Source organism: Luteimonas sp. Soil_C_16, assembly GCF_057657295.1.
Window position 1 is genome coordinate 315,625 of sequence record NZ_JBDGIS010000002.1, and the last position, 14,734, is coordinate 330,358.

Genomic DNA, 14,734 nt, shown 5'->3' on the forward strand with positions numbered 1-14,734 from the left:
CGTCAGTCCCGCGCGGCGATCAGTGGCGACTGCGGCGGCGCCGCGTCCACCATGCGAATGCAGCGCCGGCGAGCAGGCTGCCAAGCGCCATCGACAGCAAACCGCCGATGCCGCGGGTCGCGTCGATGAGCACCGGCATCGGCGCGACCGCATCGACGACGCGCACCGCGGCGATCAGACCGACACCGGCAGCGAGCGCGTAAACGGGCACGCGCGCCTGCGGCCATGCGCGCACCAGCAGGGCGGCGGCGAGAAACGCGGGCAGCCATGCCGCCAGCACGATGCCGGCGTAGACCGGGCCGAAACCCGCGAGATCCTGCAGCGTGGTCGCGCCACGCACCTGCAGCGGAATGTCGACATCCAGCGCCACCAGTGCCTGCAGATTGAACTGCGTCTGCACCACGCTGCCCCACGCGGTGGCGAGCAGCAGGGCGGCGAGGAACGCGGCGATGCGCCGGCCCCATCCAACGGTGCGGGTCGTACGGGACATCGTCATCGGCAAGGGTCATGCAGCATCATGTGACGCGATGATGCCGCAGTCGCGGCGCCGAATGTGGAGTGTGCATGTCGATCGCGTCCCCCTGCCCGCCGTTGTCGCAAGTGACGTGCAGGCCGTTCGCGCGCGTCGGCATCGCCTGCATCGCGCTGCTGTCGATGCTGCTGTCCGGGACCGCCGTCGGCGATACGCGCGATTACCGCGTGGAGACCGTCGCCGGCGGCCTCGACCATCCGTGGTCGCTCGCCTTTCTGCCCGACGGTCGCATGCTGGTGACCGAACGCGCGGGTCGCCTGCGCGTCATCGAACGCGACCGCAATGGCGCATTCGCATTGCGCGACGCGCCGGTCGGCGGCGTGCCGCCGGTGCTGGCGATGGGGCAGGCCGGGCTGTTCGACGTCATGGTCGATCCCGGCTTCGCGAACAATGGCCTCGTCTATCTGTCGTTCGCGCACGGCACCGCGGACGCGAACCACCTGCGCATCGTGCGCGCGCGCTTCGACGGCACGCGCCTCCACGGGGTCACGCCGGTCTTCACTTCGCAACCGGCCAAGCGCGCCGGCCAGCATTTCGGCGGCCGCATGGCGCTGCTCGCCGATGGCACGCTGGTCACCGCGATGGGCGACGGCAATCTCGAGCGCACCGATGCGCAGCGTCTGCACACGCATCTGGGCAAGACCATCCGCGTGCACACCGACGGCCGCGTGCCGCGCGACAATCCCTTCGTCGGCCGGGACGGTGCGCTGCCGGAAATCTATACGACCGGCCATCGCAATCCGCAGGCGATGGTGCGCGTCGGCAACCTGCTGTATTCGAACGAGCACGGCGCCAAGGGCGGCGACGAACTCAACGCGATCACCGCCGGCGCGAACTACGGCTGGCCGATCACCACCGACGGCGTCGACTACACCGGCGCGCGCGTGACGCCCTATCGCACCTGGCCCGGCATCACCGCGCCGCTGACGCACTGGACGCCGTCGATCGCACCCTCGGGCATGGCCTGGTACGACGGCGCCCTGTTCCCCGCCTGGCGTGGCAGCCTGTTCGTCTCGGCGCTGGCCGAACGCAGCGTGCGACGCGTGCCGATGGCCGGCGGCACGCCGGGCACGCAGGACATCCTGTTTACCGAACTCGGCGAGCGCATCCGCGATGTCCGCAGCGGACCGGACGGCGCGCTGTATCTGCTGACCGACAGCGCGAGCGGGCGCGTGCTGCGGATCTTGCCGGCGCAGTGACGGCGCACGCGCCTGCGGCTCATCACGCAGGCGGCGGCCCGACATGGAACGGGAAATTCGCGTAGGCCGCATGGCCTTGGCCGTCGCGCACTTCGACGAACAACCGGTAGGCACCCGGCGTCGTGGGCGCGGAGAAACGCAGCGTGCCGTCCGCATGTTCCGCCAGCCGCAACGACATCTCGGGCGGCAACGCTTCCGGATCGCCCCCGATCGACGTCGCCCGGCTCTCTTCGCGCACGATCCAGCGGTAGACGAGCGGATCGCCATCGGGATCGGTCGCGACCACCTGCGCGCGATGTTCGGCATCGGGCATCAGCACCACGCTGTCGGTGGCGACACGCGCGTCGATGCGCAGCGGTGAGATCGCCGGCGCACGATTCGCCGGCCAGTGCCCGGTCCACAGCTGCTGCATCGCATCGACGCCGGGCGTGGATTCACCGCCGGACAGGAACAGGCCGTACCAGGTCGGCGTGCGTTCCTGCTTCTGCCCCCACAGGAACACATAGGACCCGAGTCCCTGCGCGGCATCGGCCTCGATGATGCGCGTGTAGCGATCGACCAGCAGCGCCGCCTTGCGCGATGCGTCGTCTTCGACCGGCGCACCCCAGGACGTCAGCGGGCTTTCCCAGTGACCGGTCGGGCCCCATTCGGTGACGACATAGGGCCCGGCCCAGCGCGCCGCCTCGAGCTTGCGCGGCAGATCGACGATGTCGCCGTAGAGCTGCACGCCGATCAGGTCCAGCGACGGCGCGCGCGTACGCAGCAGGTCCACGAGCGAGGGGTCGAATCCCGCCAGCGGTGTCATCACCGGATGGTTCGGATCTTCGGCGTGGATCGCCCGCGTGATCGCCTCGACCGCATCCCAGACCCGCGGATCGCGGCCTTCGAGATTCAGTTCGTTGCCGACCACCCACATCAGCACCGCGGGGTGATCCTTGTAAGCACGCACCTGTGCGAGGAGGCGCGCCTGCTGCGCCGCGAGCGCAGCGGCATCGTCGAAGTCGAATCCGTGCCGTTCCTTGCCGACGTGCAGACCCATCGCAACCATGAGCCCGTTGCGCTGCGCCCGATCGAGCATCGCGCGCACCTGCGCGGCATCGTCCGCGGTGTGCCAGGTCCGGAACGAATTCGCGCCGCGTGCGGCGAGCGCTTCCTGGTCGCCGTCCTGCAGCCCGGCGCCGCGGATGCGGAACGGCGTGCCGTCGACCTGCAGCTGATGGCCGTCCGCCGTTGCGACGATGCGGACGACCGCCGGGCCATCGGCAGCGGCCACGGACAGGCTGCTCGCGCACAGCACCAGCACTGCGATCGCGCGCAATGTGTAGCGAGACATCACTCCGTTCATCGCGGACTCCAGCGCGCGGACGGGCGCAATCGCGCCACTCTAACGGCGGAACCGCGCACGCCCGAGCCGCAGCGCAGCATGCGCCTCCGGATCAGAGCGGAGCGGAATGACCCGGCTAAGACCTCAGACCTTCGGCAGCGACACCGACACCCGCGTGCCTTCGCCGAGTGCGGACTGCACGTCGATGCGCGCGCCCAGCACGTCGGCCGCCTGACGCACGATCCACAGACCGATGCCGAGACCTTCGGATGCGGCATCGGCCTGGCGGAATGCGGTGAAGTAATCCTCGACACGGGTGGCGTCCATGCCGATGCCGGTATCGGCGACGACGATCTCGATCGCGTCGTCGCCGGCGCTGCAGTCGACGCTGACGCGGCCGCCGTCGGGCGTGTACTTGATCGCGTTCGACACGAGATTGCCGAGCAGCGTTTCGAGCAGGCCGGCATTGGTGCTGGCGATGCAGGGCGACGGGTCGACCACCAGTTCGATGCGCTTGCGGCGCGCGGCACGATTCCACACACGGCCCACTTCGCCCAGCACCGGCGCCAGATCGGTCGGGCGCAGTTCCGGCGCGGCAGCGCCGCCCTTGCCGGTGGCGCCGGCGATCATGTCGCCGAACTTCTGGTTGATGTAGGCGAGATCGTGCTCGGCACTTTCCAGCCGGGCTTCGCGTTCTTCGCCATCGGCGACACGCGCCTTGGTCAGCGCGTACAGCGCGGCGCGCAGCGGACCCTTGAGATCGTGACCGGCGGTCGCGAGCACGCGGGCGCGATGCTGGTTCAGCGCCTGCGCCTCGATCAGCATGCGCCGCAGTTCGAGCTGCGCCATCACCTGCCGCGCGAGCGCCTGCAGGGTGTCGATCTGCAGCGGCGTAAGTTCGCGCGGCACGGTGTCGAGCACGCAGACCGTGCCGAGCGGCAGGCCGTCGGGCGTCTTCAGCAGCGCGCCGGCGTAGAACCGCAGGCCCGGATCGCCGGTCACCAGCGGATTGCTGGCGAAGCGCGCATCGGTGGTGGTGTTGGGGACTTCGAGAAAGTCGTGTTCGAGGATCGCGTGCGCGCAGATCGACGTGTCGAGCGGCGTCTCGCGCACGCCCAGGCCGATCTCGGACTTGAACCACTGGCGATCGGCATCGATCAGGTTGACCACCGAAATCGGCGTGCCGCAGACGGCCGCGGCGATCCGGGTGATGTCGTCGAAGACCGTCTCGGCCGGCGTGTCGAGGATTCCGTAGCTGCGCAACGCGGACAGGCGCCGGGACTCGGCGTGGGCGGGCAACTTCGCGGCGGCCTGATGCATGGTGCACTCCGAGGGGGTGGCGGATTCTGCCACGTCCGGCAGGGGCGGCATGTGGTGCCGGCATTCCGCGGTGCGGATCGCGGCACGGCACGACGCCACGACCACGCGGCTTAGCTACGATCGCCCGGACCGCCCCAGGCCGGAGTCCGCATGCCCGTCGTCCGCTTCGTCGTTCGCGCCCTGTCGCCGACCCGGGCGCCCGGTCGATGAGCGCCCTGCTCGCCTCCTGCCACTGCGGCGCGATCGAGATCGCCGTCGACGTCGCGCCCACCGAGGTCACCGAGTGCAACTGCTCGCTGTGCCGCCGCTACGGCGTGGTGTGGGCCTACTTCGAAGCCGACCAGCTCACCCTGCCCGATGCGTCGCTGAGCGCGACCTACGCCTGGAACGGGCGCCACGTCGACTTCCATCGCTGCCGGACCTGCGGCTGCGTGACCCATTGGGTGCCGCGCACCGACGGCCGGACCCGGCGCGGACTCAACGCACGCCTGTTGCCGCCCGAGGTGATGGCTGCCGCGCGCCTGCGGCACAAGGACGGCGCCGGCAGCGGCGCGTATCTCGATTGAGCCCGGCGCGCGCGACATCGGCGACGTCTGAGCCGCAGCTGTCGGTGGCGAAGGACGCGTGCCTCGGCGGCCTGCCGAATGCCGCGTCCCGCGCTACGCTACGCACATGACGCAGACCACCCTCGATCAACTCAACGACCTGGTCGCCGAGGGCCGGTTGCGCAGCGCGCTCGAGACGCTGAACCTGCTCTCGGGGTGCCGCTTCACCGCGTTCTTCCGCTTCAGTGATGCGGATCTGCGCAACCTCGTGCTCATCGACCGGCAGGACCCCTACGCCCCGACGATGCAGGCGGCCCCGATCGACCAGACCTACTGCGTGTTCGTGCAGCAGTCGCGCGATGCCTTCCTGGTCACCGACGCTTCGGGCGATCTGCGACTGGAAGGGCATCCCAAGCGTCCTGTGGTCCGCACCTACGTCGGTTTTCCGGTGGCGTCGGGCGACGTGGTGTTCGGCACCGTCTGCCATTTCGATTACGAAGTGATCGAGGTCTCGCCGGCGGTCGTCGCGCTGACCCGCGCCTTCGTCGCCTCGTTCGAACCGCTCGGCGCGATGGCCGGCCTGCAGCATCTGCTGGATCGCCGGCTCGAATCGTTGCGGCTGATGAGCCACGAGATCCTGCTGGCGTCCACCACGCGCAGCGAGGCGCTCGAAGCGTTCGAGGAATACGCGCAGCCGCTGCGCCAGGAAGCCGGCCGCCTGCTCGACCCCCACGTGGCCGCCGCGTTCCACGCCGACATCGACGCGCTCGCCACGCACTTCCTGTCGCTGGACGGATCCGCCGCCGCCACGCCGCCGCTGCCGCTGCTCCCCATCGGCGCGGCGCCCGATCTGCAGCCCGCCGTCTAGATGCCCGGAATCAGACCGCTGCTGCGGATGTGAGGAGCGCCGTCCGGGCCAGCTGCTAGGTTTCCCGATTGACCGGGAGAACATCTTGACCACTCGCGACACCGCGACTTCGGTGCTGGACGACCTGGACGGCGAGCTCGTCCGCATGGCCGACACCGGCGCCCCCGAGCTGTCCCGCCTGGCCGCATTCGCGAATGTGGCGGACGCCCTGCAGTTCATGATCGTGCCGGTGGATCGGCCCTGGTTCTTCGGCGCGTTGCAGATTCTCGTCGAACGTCACCACCTGCCCGTCAAACGCCTGGACGCAGCGGCCGCGCATTGAGCGGACGTCTGGCAACGCCGTGCGCCTTCACATAGGATTCACGCCAGAGGATGAGTCGCCCGGGGAGGGCGTCGTGGCCACCGGCGAACGCTTCTTCAGCCAGTCGGGCAATCTCGCCGATCTCGCGGTCGCCTCGGTGACCAGCACGTCGCTCCGCCATGCCTTCGACGATCTGCTCGACGGTCTCAAGCGCAGCCTCGACGTCGCGCATGCGCAGCTGACCTTCGATCCACAGGTCTCGGCCTGGTTCGCGCTCGAAGGCGCGCCCGAACCGGCGCCGGTCGACGACGGCGCGCCGGATCTCACCGTCGTCTGCCGCCAGGTCATCGCGCACAGCACGCCGATCGAGGTCACCGATCTCGCGGCGCATCCGGTATTCGCCGACGAACCGTTCGTCACCCGCGCCGGGTACCGCTTTTACAGCGGCCTGCCGCTGCTTTCGGATTCCGGTCGCGCGCTCGGCGCGCTGTGCGTGCTCGACACCCGACCGCGCGTGCTCGACGCCGACGAACGCGCCCTGCTGCAGGGCGCGGTGCGCCAAGCCAGCATCCAGCTCGAACTGCGACGGGCGCTCGAGAGTGCGCGTCGCGCCAACCGTTATCGCTCGCGCCTCAACGTGCTCGCCACGCGCGGCTTCCGCGGGCCGCTGACTACCATCACCACCGTACTCGGCGAACTGGCGGGTTTCACGCACTCCGCCGAAGAAAAAGAGTTACTGGAACTGGCGCTGGACGCGGCGCGCACCCTGGAAACCGACTTCCGCCAGGTCGCCGAAGCCACTGCGGAAGACGCCGACCAGGACCTGCAACCCAGCGCGCCGATCGCGCTGTCGCAGGTGTTCAACGATCTCGCGCACTCCATGGCGTTGCCGATGCGCGTGCACGGCACCCGGCTCGAAGTCGAGGCGACCGACGTCGTGCTGCACACCAATGCGCCCCTGCTGCTGCGCACGCTGTGCAGCCTCGTCCGCGTGGCGCTGGAGCGACGCGCGACGCTGGTGTACGTGCAATGCAGTCGCGACGCCGACGGCCTGCTGCTCTCGGTGCGCGCCCGCGGCGGTGGCGATCGCAGCGGCATGAACGACCGCGACGCGCGCGGCGTTGCCGAGGATCTCGCCGGCCTCAATCCCAACGGCTCGCTGGGCCTCGGCACCAGTATCGCCAAGCGCAGCTGTGACGTGCTGGGCTACAGGCTGTCGGTCGAGACCGCGCTCGACATCGGCAGCGACTACAGCATCCGCATTCCGGCGACGCAGATCGTCGACTGAAGTTCCTGCGACACGACGTCGCTCGCGGCGTCAGTCTTCGCGCCGTGACGCGGCGGGCCCGCGTGGCAGATGCGGCGACACCTTCGCCTGGAGCAGACGCACCAGCGCCGGCGCCATGAAATCGAAGTCGTCCGGTATCTGCAGACAGATCACCCGCGCATGCCGCAGATGCGTCCGGAACCGTTCGCCCAGACGCGCGCGATGCACGCGCTCCATGACGAAGATCGTATCGGCCCAGGCCAGCAGTTCCGGTGTCACCGGCACTTCGGCATCCGGGCTCAGGCCGGCCGATGCGGTCTCGATCCCGGGCCAGTCCGCGAACACCTGTTCGGCGGTCGGGCTGCGCAGCCGGTTGCGGCTGCAGACGAACAGGACGTGCCGGGTCAAGGTGCGTCCATTCCGGGGCGGGCCGGTGCATCGGCCTGCGTCTGCTGGCGGCGCACCCAGGTCATGATCTCGCGGAAGGTCGCGGTCCAGTAGCGGTCGCGATGCGCAGCGAGATGATCGAGCAGTTGCGCATGCGCCTCGCTCGACACGGCGAGGTGCTCGGCGCCGATCCCGTGGAAGGTCAGGTTCACCATCGTGCCGCGGCGCGCGGCCGCGTCGACCAGCGCGATCAATGCCTCGCCATCGAGATCGGCCGGCGCCTCCACCGGTACCGCCTGCGGGTCGAGGCTGCGCATGTCGGGTACGACGGCGCCGCCCATCACCTTGATGCCCACGAAGTCCGCAGCGAGTCCCGCCACGTAATCGCCATCGCGCGCCACGGTGTCGCCGCAGGGCACGGTGAACGTCCGCGCCGTGGCGCCGTCGATCGCCTGCAGCATCGTCGATGCCAGCCGCACCTGTTCCTGCATCTGCGCGACGGTCATCGCGTCGAGATCGTGCTGCGGCGTCACCCATGTGCGCTCCGGCTTCGACGCCGCGCACTGGTGGAACAGGCTGTGGTTGCCGAGCTCGTGCCCGTTGCGCGCCGCCGCGCGCCACGCGTCCATGCGCGTACGCACCGTGTCGGATGACAGCGTGAGGTAGAAGCTGGCCTTCAATCCCCGGCGATCGAGTGCGGGAATCGCCGTGTCGAGCTGCGAATCCAGCGCATCGTCGTAGGCGAGACTCACCGCGGCCCGCTGGCCATCGGGCCACGCGAACGCAGCCGGCTCCGCTGCCGCGGCCGCGCACGACGCCACGGCCAGAATCAGCGCAAATGCAGACCGGCGTGTCACGGCACTGGATCCGCACGCATGAAGTTCGTCACGTAAACGGGCGATCCGTCCTTGGACGTCATGCCCATCCGCGGGTCGACGAAGCTGTTGTGGAACCAGAACACTTGGATCGGCTTCATCCGGAGTTCCCTGCAGAACGCATCCGCGCAGCGTAGTCCGGTCGCGCGCGCCGTGCATGCGGGACCTGCATCGCGCAGTCCGGCGCACGTCGTGATCGCTGTCGCGCACGGCGGGCGGCAGTCGTCGCTGACGCTGTCCCGGCGCAGACCGGTTCGGGCGCTCGATTCAGCGCACCGCTCGTTCGACGCGGTGCGCTGACCGATCGAGCGCGTTCCGTGGGCACGGGTCGGCGCGCCGCAACCGTCAGGACTGCAGGCTCATCGGCTTCTCGCCGCCCGGCGGCAGTCCGAACAGGCGCCTGATCCAGTTGAGGAACGCGCCGTAGGGGCGCCCCGACACCAGCATGATCGCCGTCGCACCCAGCACGCCGAGCAGCAGGCCACGACCCGACGCACCGCTGATCGCGATGATCGCCGCGTAGATCGGCACCTGGAACGACACCAGCGCCAGGCTGTCCCACGCGGTGCGCGACAGGCGGGACGGGCCAGCGCGTCGCATCAGCCAGTCACGCCACACGCCATAGGGTCGCGCCACCGGAATCATCAAGGCCGCGCCGAGCAGACGGGCATGCAGCACTTCGTCCCAGGACATGCCGGAGACGAAGCGTTCGTTGAGTGCACCGGTCACGGTGAAGAACAGCAACAGCGCAGTGGTGTCGGCGAGGAACGCGCGCGTGCGTGTCGGTTGTGTGGGGGTCATGGGAGACGGCCGTGCAGATCGTGGCAGGAACCGGCGCCAACGGACCGTGGCAGCCGTGCGCCGCGTCCGGTGCCGCGGCGTTGCAGTGTGACATTGGGTGGACGCGATCCCGTTTCACGTCGACGCCTTGCGCATGCCGAAACCGGTATTCGCAGCGGAATCCGCAGCATCGCGCAGAACAGCCGCCTGCAACCGTGACATACCGTGCACGCGCCCGCTCTACAGTTGCGCATCCCTCCGGATGCACAGCCCATGCCCATCAACGACGCCACGACCGCCGCGCTGCAGGACCTCGACGTCAGCCTGTGCAACTACGGCGATTCCGAGGGCGACCGCCTGAAGAAGATCGCCGCACTCGCGAACATGGCGGTGCGCCTGCGCGAGAGCGCACCGGCGGACGAGCGCGACTGGATCAACCAGGCACTGCACGCTCTGGCGACCAAGCATCGTGTGCCCGACGAGTGCGTCCTGCCGCATCCGAACTGATCCACGGCCTCGGGCGCGACGCACGCATCGCCCCCGGGACTGCATGACCTCCGATACGAGCGTCGATCGACGCGCAAAGTGCGCCAGCGCGCACATCGGCGCGCAGCCCGGTCGTAGGATGGAGTGCGTCCGCGGTGCATCCTGCGTGCGGCGCTCCTTCCGCTGGAACCTGGCATGTATCTCGAGAAATTCTTCGGCGCCGCGCCGTCCCCGCATCCCTGCAGCGGCTGTGGCGGTGATGACACGCTCGATTTCGAAGTCCGCATGGCGTTCCAGCCGATCGTCGATGCGCGCGACCACTCGATCTTCGGATACGAAGCGCTGGTCCGCACCGGAGACGGCGGCGGCGCGGCCGAAGTCATCGCGCGGGTCACGCCGGCGCAGCTCTACCGCTTCGACCAGACCTGCCGGGTGAAGGCCATCGAAACCGCGGCGCGGCTCGGTCTGCAGCAGCGGCTGTCGATCAACTTCTTTCCCAATGCGGTCTACGAGCCGGCGACCTGCATCCGCCTGACGCTGACCGCGGCGCAGATGTTCGGCTTCCCTACCGACCGGTTGATCTTCGAGACCGCGGAATCGGAGCAGGTCCGCGACCACGCGCATCTCACGCGGATCTTCCGCGACTACCGCAATCGCGGCTTTCTCACCGCCATCGACGACTTCGGCGCCGGCTACGCGGGCCTGAACCTGCTGGCGGATTTCCAGCCCGATCTGATCAAGCTCGACATCGCGCTGATCCGCAATGTCGACACCGATCCGGTGCGCACCTCGATCGCACGCGGCCTCGTGCAGATCGCCGATGCGATCGGCTGCACGCTGCTCGCGGAAGGTGTGGAAACCGAGGCCGAATACCGGTGTCTGCGCGCGCTCGGCGTGCCGCTGTTCCAGGGTTACCTGTTCGGCAAACCGCAACTGGAACGCCTCGACACCGTCCCCGACGCGCTCTGGGACCAGCTCGAGCGATCGCCGGGCACCTGAGCGCCTTCAGGCGGAATCGACGGCGATCGCGTCACCGGGCGCGTCGTCGCGCGTCGACGCGACCTGCCGGGCGGCCTCGATCGCGGCGACCTCGGCCACCTGCGGCGTTTCGAAGCTGTCGCCTGCCAGCACCGTGTCGATGGGCGCATCCGATCCGGCCACGTGCAGTTCGCCTTGCGAGGTCCACTTCCCGGGCTTGTCGGCCGTGGGCGTGACCCGTGCGGTGATGGCGTAACGGCCTTCTGTGTCCATGGCATGCGCTCGGCCGGGTGGCGGGCCTGCAGCGTACGCGGGCGCCCTGCAGCGTCGCCTTCACCCGCGCGACCCGGTCTGACCTGCGTCGGGCGAGCATTCAGATTGCGGGGCCGTCATGACGGAATGCCCACAAACCCCGGTGCTAGAGTCGGCCACCGCCTCGCGAGCCCGTGCCGTGCAACTTGCCCAGCCGCGTGACCCTGCCACCTTGCGCGCCTATGAAGCGCTGCTGCAGGCCACGCCCGATCTCCTCTACGTGTTCGATCTGCAGCACCGGTTCGTCTACGCGAACGATGCGCTGCTGGCGATGTGGGGGATGCGCTGGGAAGACGCGGCCGGCAAGACCTGTCTGGAAATCGGCTACGAGCCCTGGCACGCGGCGATGCACGACGAAGAGATCGACCGCGTCATCGCCACCCGCGCACCGATCCGCGGCGACGTGCCCTTCCAGCACCACGCGAAAGGCACACGGATCTACGACTACATCTTCACTCCGGTGATCGGCGCCGATGGCAAGGTCGAGGCGGTCGCCGGCAGCACTCGCGATGTGACCGACCGGCGCGTGCACGAGGAACACCTCGAACTGCTGGTCAACGAGCTGAACCACCGGGTCAAGAACACCCTGTCCACCGTGCAGTCGCTGGTGCGCCAGACCCTGGGCACCGCGCAGGATCTCGACGACGGTGGCACGCGCATCGAATCGCGCCTGTTCGCACTGTCGCGGGCGCACGATGTGCTCACGCGCGAGAACTGGCACAGCGCCGACATCCAGGACATTGTCGAAGGCGCCATCGCACCCTACGAGGCGGAAGTGGGCCAGCGCTTCGAATTGTCGGGCCCGCCCTGCCGCGTGAATCCGCAGCGCGCGCTCGCCCTCGCCATGGCGCTGCACGAGCTGGCGACGAATGCGGTGAAATACGGCGCGCTGTCGCGCGACGAGGGCGAAGTGCACATCCACTGGGACTGCACGCATCCCGGCGAAGGCGCCGCGATGGAGTTCACGTGGCGCGAGTGCGGCGGCCCCGTCGTGCAGGCACCGACGCGCCGGGGGTTCGGCTCGCGACTGCTCGAACGCGGCCTGCGCAACGATCTGGGCGGCGACGTCGAGCTCGCCTACGCGCCCGAGGGCGTGGTGTTCCGCGCGACCGCACCGCTCGAATCCGCACCGACCGAGACGCTGACCGAAGCCGAACTGGAAACGGAAGCCCGATGATCGGCACCGATGCCGCGATCCTCATCGTCGAGGACGAATCGATCCTGGCGATGCTGCTGGAGGATTTTCTCGGCGATCTGGGCTACGCGCCGCCGGCGGTGGCGTCCAACGTCGCCCAGGCGCTGCGCATCATCGATGCCCGCGACTTCGACTTCGCGATACTCGACATCAACCTCGGCGGCGAACAGAGTTTTCCGATCGCCGACGCACTCGACGCACGCGGCGTTCCCTACATCTTCATGACCGGCTACGGCGCTGCCGGCGTGCCCGAGCGGCTGCGCGACCACTACATCCTGCAGAAGCCCTACGGCGCCGATGCGCTGCAGAAGGCCCTCGCGAGCGGCGGCCGGATGGTCGACGCCGCGCGTGCACGCCAGTCGGGCGCTGGCGCCTGACGCGAACGTGCCGCGCTAGTCCGGGTAATCCGCAAGACGCGCACCGTCGATCGACACGATGCGATCGAGCCGCACAGGCCTGCCGCTGTCGAGCAATACGTATTCGCCATCGGGCCGGGTGACGATGTCACCGATGGCGCCTGCACGCGCTCGATCGCATCGGCGGCATCACGGACCTCCAGCGTCACCACCGAACGCCGCGTTGCCGCGGCCTCCAGCAGGTCGTGGAAGTCGCAGCTGATCGGGCGGTAGGGCGTGTCGTCCATGCGATGTCTCCGCGAACCGGCTCAGTGCCCGCCCTGACGTTCTTCGGCGCGATCGCCGGCTTCGTCGCTCGACAGCTTCGACGGCGCCTCCTTCCCGGGCGTTTGCGGTGGCGCCTTGTCCTGCTGCGACTTCTTCATGCTGTCGGGTGTCTGCGGGATGCTCATAGCGGATCTCCGTGGTCGGGCGATCACCCTGCGCCCGGGCGGATCAGCCAGCCGTGATGCGCGGCGCCTGTCTAGGGAATCAGCCGCTGCGCGCGCAGCTTCGCGAACAGATCGAAGAACGCATCGTCACTGGGCTGGTAGTCCAGAAAGCCCATGCGGCGGCTCTTGGACATGTCGGTGACGACTTCCAGCGGCCGGCCCAGATCGGCATCGGTATGCCAGGGCGAAATCAGGCGGTGGATGTCGGCTTCGATCAGACCGTGGGCAACCGCGAGCTGCGTCCACGCGTCGGCATCGTCCGCCATCTGCATTTCCAGCGGCTGCACCGTGCCGTCGAACGGCGCGGGCTCGAGCTCGAACCACTCGGCGATGCGGCCCCACATCCAGCGCCAGCGGAACACGTCGCCGTTGACCACGTTGAAGGCTTCATCGGCCGCGGCCGGCGTGGTCGCGGCCCACAGCAGATGCTTGGCCAGCTGGCGTGCATCGGTCATGTCGGTCAGGCCTTCCCACTGCGCGGTGGAACCCGGGAAGCGGAACGGCCGGCCGGTCGCCTTGCACAGCGAGGCATGGACGGCGAGCGTCGTGCCCATGTTCATCGCATTGCCGACGGCCGCGCCGATCACCGTGTGCGGACGATGCACGCTCCAATGGAAGCCGTCGCGCGCAGCGGCGGCGAACACCTCGTCTTCCTGCGCGTAATAGAAATTCTCGACGTCGAGCCGCGGTTGTTCCTCGCGGAACGGCGTCTGCGGCAGCGCGCCTCTTGCGTACGCTTCGAACGGACCGAGGTAATGCTTCAGCCCGGTCACCAGCGCGACGTGCCGCACCGAACCCGCCGGCTGCAGCGCATCGAGCAGGTTGCGCACCATTGCCGCGTTGACGCGGATGTTCTCCGCCTCGTTCACCTGCCGCGACCAGGTGGTGATGAACACATGGCTGGGGGCGAGACCCGCCAGCGCCGCGCGCGTACCCTGCGCATCGAACAGATCCGCCGCCACGCCCTGCACGCCCGGCGGCAATGCCTCCGGCCGTCGCGCCAGTCCATGCACGTCCCAGCCCGCTGCCAGCAGCTGTTTCGCCAGCGCGCTGCCCACGATGCCCGTCGCGCCCACCACCAGTGCCTGCTGCGTCATCTGTCCCGCCTTGCGTTGCATGTCCGGCGCCATGTCTTACGCGTCCTCGTCTTCTTCGACGGTCCACAGACTCTCCGGCAGCGCATCGAGACGGGCCTTGGGAATCGGTGCGCCACTGCGATCGGACAGACCGTAGCTGCCGTCCTCGATCTTCTGCAGTGCGCGCATCACGGCCGCGAGGCGCGCGGTGTTGTGCTCGATCAGCGCGGCGTTGTTGTCGCGCAGGTTGGTCTTCTGCGCGTCGTCGCCCGAGCCCTGCGGTTCGTCGATCGAATCGGCCTGCAGCTCGGCTTCTTCAGCTGCGGAGGCCTGATTATCCGCCCCCAGCTCGTCGCGCAGGGCCAGCAGGCGCGCCTTCTGTGCGGCGATGTAATCGGCTGATAACGCGGCGGTGTCGTGGGCCATGGGGGAATCCGCTCGA

General features: G+C 69.0%; 20 protein-coding genes. 9 read left to right on the forward strand and 11 right to left on the reverse strand.

What is annotated here, in order from left to right; genetic code table 11:
• Window positions 1–19 precede the first annotated feature (19 nt).
• The gene (locus AC3A5T_RS05210; protein ID WP_487627650.1) at window positions 20–490 is read right to left on the reverse strand and encodes a hypothetical protein; all 471 of its coding nucleotides are present in this window, start codon (window positions 488–490) and stop codon (window positions 20–22) included.
• A gap of 74 nt (window positions 491–564) precedes the next feature.
• On the opposite strand from AC3A5T_RS05210, the gene AC3A5T_RS05215 reads away from it, so the two are divergent.
• A complete protein-coding gene (locus AC3A5T_RS05215) occupies window positions 565–1,731 on the forward strand; it encodes a PQQ-dependent sugar dehydrogenase (protein ID WP_487627651.1) in 1,167 nt (388 codons plus the stop codon).
• 22 nt (window positions 1,732–1,753) lie between these two features.
• Here AC3A5T_RS05215 and AC3A5T_RS05220 read toward each other — a convergent pair whose 3' ends face one another.
• Entirely contained in the window at window positions 1,754–3,076 is a 1,323-nt protein-coding gene (locus AC3A5T_RS05220; RefSeq protein WP_487627652.1) for a glycoside hydrolase family 2 TIM barrel-domain containing protein, read from the reverse strand.
• Between the two features lie 123 nt (window positions 3,077–3,199).
• Window positions 3,200–4,375, reverse strand: coding sequence for a GAF domain-containing sensor histidine kinase (locus AC3A5T_RS05225; RefSeq protein ID WP_487627653.1), 1,176 nt, complete (start codon window positions 4,373–4,375; stop codon window positions 3,200–3,202).
• 206 nt (window positions 4,376–4,581) lie between these two features.
• On the opposite strand from AC3A5T_RS05225, the gene AC3A5T_RS05230 reads away from it, so the two are divergent.
• The 4 genes from AC3A5T_RS05230 to AC3A5T_RS05245 all read left to right on the forward strand — a co-directional run bounded on the left by AC3A5T_RS05230 (window position 4,582) and on the right by AC3A5T_RS05245 (window position 7,377).
• Complete coding sequence (locus AC3A5T_RS05230; protein WP_487627654.1) at window positions 4,582–4,941, forward strand: GFA family protein; 360 nt, start codon at window positions 4,582–4,584, stop codon at window positions 4,939–4,941.
• 106 nt (window positions 4,942–5,047) lie between these two features.
• On the forward strand, window positions 5,048–5,788 hold the full coding sequence (locus AC3A5T_RS05235; protein WP_487627655.1) for a GAF domain-containing protein: 741 nt from the start codon (window positions 5,048–5,050) through the stop codon (window positions 5,786–5,788).
• 85 nt (window positions 5,789–5,873) lie between these two features.
• The gene (locus AC3A5T_RS05240) at window positions 5,874–6,110 is read left to right on the forward strand and encodes a hypothetical protein (RefSeq protein WP_487627656.1); all 237 of its coding nucleotides are present in this window, start codon (window positions 5,874–5,876) and stop codon (window positions 6,108–6,110) included.
• A gap of 73 nt (window positions 6,111–6,183) precedes the next feature.
• Window positions 6,184–7,377, forward strand: a complete 1,194-nt coding sequence (locus AC3A5T_RS05245) for a sensor histidine kinase (RefSeq protein WP_487627657.1) — start codon at window positions 6,184–6,186, stop codon at window positions 7,375–7,377.
• Between the two features lie 30 nt (window positions 7,378–7,407).
• Here AC3A5T_RS05245 and AC3A5T_RS05250 read toward each other — a convergent pair whose 3' ends face one another.
• From AC3A5T_RS05250 to alaE, 4 genes are all read right to left on the reverse strand, one after another.
• On the reverse strand, window positions 7,408–7,764 hold the full coding sequence (locus AC3A5T_RS05250; RefSeq protein ID WP_487627658.1) for a low molecular weight protein tyrosine phosphatase family protein: 357 nt from the start codon (window positions 7,762–7,764) through the stop codon (window positions 7,408–7,410).
• A complete protein-coding gene (locus tag AC3A5T_RS05255; RefSeq protein WP_487627659.1) occupies window positions 7,761–8,600 on the reverse strand; it encodes a polysaccharide deacetylase family protein in 840 nt (279 codons plus the stop codon). The genes AC3A5T_RS05250 and AC3A5T_RS05255 overlap by 4 nt, the downstream gene beginning before the upstream one ends.
• On the reverse strand, window positions 8,597–8,719 hold the full coding sequence (locus tag AC3A5T_RS05260; RefSeq protein ID WP_487627660.1) for a hypothetical protein: 123 nt from the start codon (window positions 8,717–8,719) through the stop codon (window positions 8,597–8,599). The genes AC3A5T_RS05255 and AC3A5T_RS05260 overlap by 4 nt, the downstream gene beginning before the upstream one ends.
• Window positions 8,720–8,963: 244 nt before the next feature.
• A complete protein-coding gene (alaE, locus tag AC3A5T_RS05265; protein ID WP_487627661.1) occupies window positions 8,964–9,419 on the reverse strand; it encodes an L-alanine exporter AlaE in 456 nt (151 codons plus the stop codon).
• Window positions 9,420–9,671: 252 nt separating this feature from the next.
• Here alaE and AC3A5T_RS05270 point away from each other — a divergent pair, with 252 nt between their 5' ends.
• Together AC3A5T_RS05270 and AC3A5T_RS05275 are read left to right on the forward strand one after the other, a co-directional pair.
• Window positions 9,672–9,905 (forward strand): hypothetical protein, encoded by a 234-nt coding sequence (locus tag AC3A5T_RS05270; RefSeq protein WP_487627662.1) that lies wholly within the window; start codon window positions 9,672–9,674, stop codon window positions 9,903–9,905.
• Between the two features lie 174 nt (window positions 9,906–10,079).
• Entirely contained in the window at window positions 10,080–10,883 is an 804-nt protein-coding gene (locus AC3A5T_RS05275; protein WP_487627663.1) for an EAL domain-containing protein, read from the forward strand.
• Between the two features lie 6 nt (window positions 10,884–10,889).
• Here the strand turns inward: AC3A5T_RS05275 and AC3A5T_RS05280 are convergent, their stop codons facing one another.
• Window positions 10,890–11,135: a hypothetical protein gene (locus AC3A5T_RS05280; protein ID WP_487627664.1), complete on the reverse strand. Its 246-nt coding sequence runs from the start codon at window positions 11,133–11,135 to the stop codon at window positions 10,890–10,892.
• Between the two features lie 178 nt (window positions 11,136–11,313).
• On the opposite strand from AC3A5T_RS05280, the gene AC3A5T_RS05285 reads away from it, so the two are divergent.
• Window positions 11,314–12,351, forward strand: coding sequence for a sensor histidine kinase (locus AC3A5T_RS05285; RefSeq protein ID WP_487627665.1), 1,038 nt, complete (start codon window positions 11,314–11,316; stop codon window positions 12,349–12,351).
• Window positions 12,348–12,746: a response regulator gene (locus AC3A5T_RS05290; protein WP_487627666.1), complete on the forward strand. Its 399-nt coding sequence runs from the start codon at window positions 12,348–12,350 to the stop codon at window positions 12,744–12,746. Before AC3A5T_RS05285 ends, AC3A5T_RS05290 begins: the two co-directional genes overlap by 4 nt.
• A 287-nt stretch (window positions 12,747–13,033) precedes the next feature.
• Here the strand turns inward: AC3A5T_RS05290 and AC3A5T_RS05295 are convergent, their stop codons facing one another.
• The 3 genes from AC3A5T_RS05295 to AC3A5T_RS05305 all read right to left on the reverse strand — a co-directional run bounded on the left by AC3A5T_RS05295 (window position 13,034) and on the right by AC3A5T_RS05305 (window position 14,718).
• Window positions 13,034–13,177 (reverse strand): hypothetical protein, encoded by a 144-nt coding sequence (locus tag AC3A5T_RS05295; RefSeq protein WP_332079385.1) that lies wholly within the window; start codon window positions 13,175–13,177, stop codon window positions 13,034–13,036.
• A gap of 71 nt (window positions 13,178–13,248) precedes the next feature.
• Window positions 13,249–14,313, reverse strand: a complete 1,065-nt coding sequence (locus tag AC3A5T_RS05300) for an SDR family oxidoreductase (RefSeq protein WP_487627866.1) — start codon at window positions 14,311–14,313, stop codon at window positions 13,249–13,251.
• A gap of 36 nt (window positions 14,314–14,349) precedes the next feature.
• On the reverse strand, window positions 14,350–14,718 hold the full coding sequence (locus AC3A5T_RS05305; RefSeq protein WP_487627667.1) for a TraR/DksA family transcriptional regulator: 369 nt from the start codon (window positions 14,716–14,718) through the stop codon (window positions 14,350–14,352).
• Between the last annotated feature and the right edge of the window lie 16 nt (window positions 14,719–14,734).

What these genes read in the sequence shown, in the direction of transcription:
- AC3A5T_RS05210 (WP_487627650.1), bottom strand. Translation starts at nt 490, where the DNA reads ATGTCCCGTACGACCCGCACCGTTGGATGGGGCCGGCGCATCGCCGCG.
- AC3A5T_RS05215 (WP_487627651.1), top strand. Translation starts at nt 565, where the DNA reads ATGTCGATCGCGTCCCCCTGCCCGCCGTTGTCGCAAGTGACGTGCAGG.
- AC3A5T_RS05220 (WP_487627652.1), bottom strand. Translation starts at nt 3,076, where the DNA reads ATGAACGGAGTGATGTCTCGCTACACATTGCGCGCGATCGCAGTGCTG.
- AC3A5T_RS05225 (WP_487627653.1), bottom strand. Translation starts at nt 4,375, where the DNA reads ATGCATCAGGCCGCCGCGAAGTTGCCCGCCCACGCCGAGTCCCGGCGC.
- AC3A5T_RS05230 (WP_487627654.1), top strand. Translation starts at nt 4,582, where the DNA reads ATGAGCGCCCTGCTCGCCTCCTGCCACTGCGGCGCGATCGAGATCGCC.
- AC3A5T_RS05235 (WP_487627655.1), top strand. Translation starts at nt 5,048, where the DNA reads ATGACGCAGACCACCCTCGATCAACTCAACGACCTGGTCGCCGAGGGC.
- AC3A5T_RS05260 (WP_487627660.1), bottom strand. Translation starts at nt 8,719, where the DNA reads ATGAAGCCGATCCAAGTGTTCTGGTTCCACAACAGCTTCGTCGACCCG.
- alaE (WP_487627661.1), bottom strand. Translation starts at nt 9,419, where the DNA reads ATGACCCCCACACAACCGACACGCACGCGCGCGTTCCTCGCCGACACC.
- AC3A5T_RS05270 (WP_487627662.1), top strand. Translation starts at nt 9,672, where the DNA reads ATGCCCATCAACGACGCCACGACCGCCGCGCTGCAGGACCTCGACGTC.
- AC3A5T_RS05275 (WP_487627663.1), top strand. Translation starts at nt 10,080, where the DNA reads ATGTATCTCGAGAAATTCTTCGGCGCCGCGCCGTCCCCGCATCCCTGC.
- AC3A5T_RS05280 (WP_487627664.1), bottom strand. Translation starts at nt 11,135, where the DNA reads ATGGACACAGAAGGCCGTTACGCCATCACCGCACGGGTCACGCCCACG.
- AC3A5T_RS05290 (WP_487627666.1), top strand. Translation starts at nt 12,348, where the DNA reads ATGATCGGCACCGATGCCGCGATCCTCATCGTCGAGGACGAATCGATC.
- AC3A5T_RS05295 (WP_332079385.1), bottom strand. Translation starts at nt 13,177, where the DNA reads ATGAGCATCCCGCAGACACCCGACAGCATGAAGAAGTCGCAGCAGGAC.
- AC3A5T_RS05300 (WP_487627866.1), bottom strand. Translation starts at nt 14,313, where the DNA reads ATGACGCAGCAGGCACTGGTGGTGGGCGCGACGGGCATCGTGGGCAGC.
- AC3A5T_RS05305 (WP_487627667.1), bottom strand. Translation starts at nt 14,718, where the DNA reads ATGGCCCACGACACCGCCGCGTTATCAGCCGATTACATCGCCGCACAG.